The sequence below is a fragment of the Ideonella sp. B508-1 genome, assembly GCF_000333615.1.
Classification (GTDB): domain Bacteria; phylum Pseudomonadota; class Gammaproteobacteria; order Burkholderiales; family Burkholderiaceae_C; genus Ideonella.
Window position 1 is genome coordinate 1 of the sequence record NZ_BADL01000020.1, and the last position, 3,501, is coordinate 3,501.

The following is a 3,501-nucleotide window of genomic DNA, read 5'->3' on the forward strand; positions in this document are numbered from 1 at the left end:
ATCTTGGCAGCATGTGGCGTCTCCGCGAAAGCAGCCGATGCCCCTGCTTCACCCCCACCCAAGGGGACGATCTGCTACTCGTACAACATCGGTCTTGAGAAGGACCAGACCGTCATCGGTTGTCGCGGCCTTGGCAAGTTCTCCAGCATTGCTGAGCTGTATGAGAAGGGCTACAGGGTGGTCAACAGCGGCTTTGTTCCTGGCGGAACCGGCCAGACCATGTACTTCATCATCGAAGAGAGGAAGTCACCATGACTGCTTTCATCAACGCCATCGGGCCGTGGCTTGTCGGCGGTATCGTTTTCGGCTTCCCCGTCTGGCTGGCCTGGTGGCTCAGTGACGGTTTCTCTGGCTTCTCTAGGGACTCGTATCGAGCCCCTGGCGTCCACTACGGGCCTGTCTTCAACGGCTCGACCGGCCGCACGGGTTGCGCTCCGATCAATTCGGAGACCGGTCAACCCCTTTTCTATCCCGACTGAGCATCGCAAGTGGTAGGGGCCGAAGCCCCTACCACTCATTGCTTCTTCGTCGGCGCGTTGACCTCAAGATCGGTGCTCGTTTCGCGGCGCTTGTTCTCGTTCAGCTTCTCGCCGTCTGCCATCCCGTCCCCGCCCTTCACCTTGTCCCACAGCTTCTCGCCGAAGTCGACGACATCGGCCTTCACAGCCTGCTCTGTCATGTAGGCCGGGTTCGCGCGGCCAGCGCCGATTTCCTTGTCCGGGCTGGCAAATGCGTGGACGTTCTCGTCCAGCGCCGCTGCGCGCTGCGGGATGCTTCCCTTCGCATCGGGGTTCAGTTCTGCTCTCACCTCACCCTCTGCCGCCGTCACGATGGCAGGCATCGTGGTGTCAGCCGTGACTGGAGCTGTGCCCGCGTATCCCGTGCGCCCCGCGTCCTTCTTGAACTTGGCATCCACGGTGTCCTTCGGCAGACGCTTGCGAGCTTCGGCCTCACGCGCCTCAAGGTCAGCCTTGCTGTCAGGGATTGCCTCTCCCGCGAAGCTCTGCGTCGGCATCGTTTGTGCCTCCTTGAACATGCCACGCTCTGCTGCGTAGGCCTTCACCATCTTGATGACCTCGCCACTCGACTGGCCCATCATTCGGGCGGCCGTCATGCCATTCCTAGCGGCGACCTTTTGCAGAAGGTGGGGGTCTGCCATCAGGTCGCGGCTGATCGTTGCGCTGTACGATTCGCTTCGACTTGCCTTGTCGCCCGCGCCAGCCTCCTGCCGGACAGACAGGTCTTCGACGTGACTCCGTTCGCGCGTATCCGAACGACTCGCATCCTTGCCGTCCCGGTTGCTTTGTGCTGACTGGCTACCGGTCCCCGCGTTGACCGCCCTCTGGCCGCCAATGGTGTATCCGCGGCTGATTTGCGCGTCTTCGTTCTCTCCATGTTGGTTCGTGACGCTCTTGGCTCTGGCGTGCACGGCTGTGTACTGACGTTGCGAGTTGAGGCCCAGCGTTCCGCCAACCATGGCGCCCAGCGAGCGCTTGGGCTCGGCGCGCGGCGCCTCGCCCGGCTTCTGTTGCCCGATTGGAATGCGCTGGAGGTTGCCGTAGTCGTCTGTGACTTCGCGGTAGACCGTCTCCGTGGCGCCGCCCCTGTAGTTCCTGATCGCCTTGTCGATCTCCGCCTGAGTTGCATTGCCCTTCTTCATCGCGTCCGCGATCCGCTTCTCTTCTGCCGGGTTCGGGACGTGTGGCGCCTGGCGTCCCGCGCCAGGCAGGCCTGGCTTGGTTGGGTCAGCTCCTACCCCAGCTCCACCACCAGAGCCTGCTCCACCTGACACGTTCAACCCCATGTACCCCGTGTCTGTCACGCCGGCCCCATGGCTGAAGGACGAGTTGTCGTCATACGTCTTGCCGATGCGCTGACCAGTCGTGTGGTTGCCAGTCTCTTGCCCAGACCTGTAGACCCCAGCGCTTACTTCGGAGTGTTGCTGGTTGCCTCGGGTGTTGTCGTGCCCCTTCACCTCTGTGAACGTTGCTGCCCTGCTGCCCCTGTCGGCGTCCTGCTGGCCAGTCCCGACGAACCGGCCAGTGTGCCCCTCGTGGGACAGGTCCGCCTGCGAGCGCTCGTCAAGGTTCATCTTGGTCAGCAGTTGGTTCTGCATCGCCGTGAAGGCCATGGTGCCGTCAGCCGAGATTCGGCCCGTGTCACCATTTCCGTACCCTATCGAGGCCCCACCACCAGACATATTCATGTCGTTGTCGAACTTGTGCATCGACGTGGTGTTAACCGAAGCGGTGTCCAAACCCGCTTGACCCATACTCACATTCCCGTTGGCCATTCCCGAGCCAACGGCGGCGCCAGCGCTGCTGAACCCGCTCACCATCCTGTCGGCCACCGACATGAACCCACCCTGGCCCATTTTGATGATCGCGCCAGAAATAAATGGCACCAAAACGACCAGATAACCAATCGCGGAAAGCTCGTCCCCCAGCGTCGCATCGAAGGTGTCGCTGAGCTGAAAGGGCACGCCGCCAGTTGCTGCGAGATTTAACGCCGCCATCTTGTGTCGAAGGTGCATCAGCGACAAGTGATTGATGACTGCGAACATCACGGGCCACATGCCGATCCAGGCCAGGGACATCATGTAGCCCCCGATGACCTTTTTCGCGCCGTCCTGGGACACAACCACCATCAGCACCACGACCACCGGGAACATTGCGTAGATGATCGCCTCCAGCCAGTTACGCATGTGGGGCAATGTCTCTTGCGCGAGCATCGAGAGGGTCGAATTGGACCCGTCGGCCTGGCGTGCTGCTTGGGCGGCTCCAGCAAGCGTTTGCAGCTCTTGAATCCGCGCGGTGTCGCCCATGAGCGCTGGCAACTCGCTGCCAGCCTCCCGCCAGACGTTGTTGAACATCGCTTGCTTCATCGCGTCCGATGCGGTGGCTGAGCTGCCAAGAATCCAGTCATAGGACGTGCCGATGGAACTGGCGAACATCGCGCTTGCTACCGCGTCGGTGTCAGCTCGCGTGAAGTTCTGGCGTCCGTAGAACGCCTGAGCTGAAGCAAGCCCGGCGTCAACGCGCCCCTTCAACACCACAGCCACGTTTGTGCAGGTGTCTGTAATAGGGGTCGCCGTCAGGGTGTTGTAGGTGACGTACCGTGCAGGGCTGGTATTGCTGAAGATCGTCGTCCATGTGTCGGTTTGTCCGATGATCTGGTCCGGTGTGATTACCCCATCCTTCACGTCGTAGAGAGTGCATTCCTTGAAGAACTGCATCAGATCCGCTTTTAGCCCTGGATCGCGGATGATTGCCTTATTGGTGTTCTTCAGGATTCGATGGCCGAAGGCAACATCCCCTTTCTGAAGACCCAGCTCGTCAGGTACCCCGAATACTGTCTCGTAGGTTCGCGTTGCCCACCCGAACCCCACGTTAGTCGTCTGAGCCACTATCGCAAGCGCGAACGGCACGTTGTCAACCGTCCTCGGCGGCTCACAGCCCCGTCCTGTCGGTGATGGCCACTCGCGCGATGGCAGGTCAGCAG

3 protein-coding genes are annotated in these 3,501 nt (G+C 61.2%); 2 read left to right on the forward strand and 1 reads right to left on the reverse strand.

Annotation, left to right across the window (positions count from 1 at the left end):
- Positions 1 to 255, forward strand: a 255-nt coding sequence (locus I73_RS32955; protein WP_040499377.1) for a hypothetical protein, incomplete at its 5' end; no start/stop codon positions are given.
- Positions 252 to 479 carry a hypothetical protein gene (locus tag I73_RS32210; protein ID WP_022978936.1) on the forward strand — a complete coding sequence of 76 codons (228 nt, stop codon included), beginning with the start codon at positions 252 to 254 and terminating at the stop codon, positions 477 to 479. The genes I73_RS32955 and I73_RS32210, both read left to right, overlap by 4 nt.
- Before the next feature lie 35 nt (positions 480 to 514).
- Here I73_RS32210 and I73_RS25240 read toward each other — a convergent pair whose 3' ends face one another.
- Complete coding sequence (locus I73_RS25240; RefSeq protein WP_234409376.1) at positions 515 to 3,427, reverse strand: conjugal transfer protein TraG N-terminal domain-containing protein; 2,913 nt, start codon at positions 3,425 to 3,427, stop codon at positions 515 to 517.
- Positions 3,428 to 3,501: the final 74 nt, after the last annotated feature.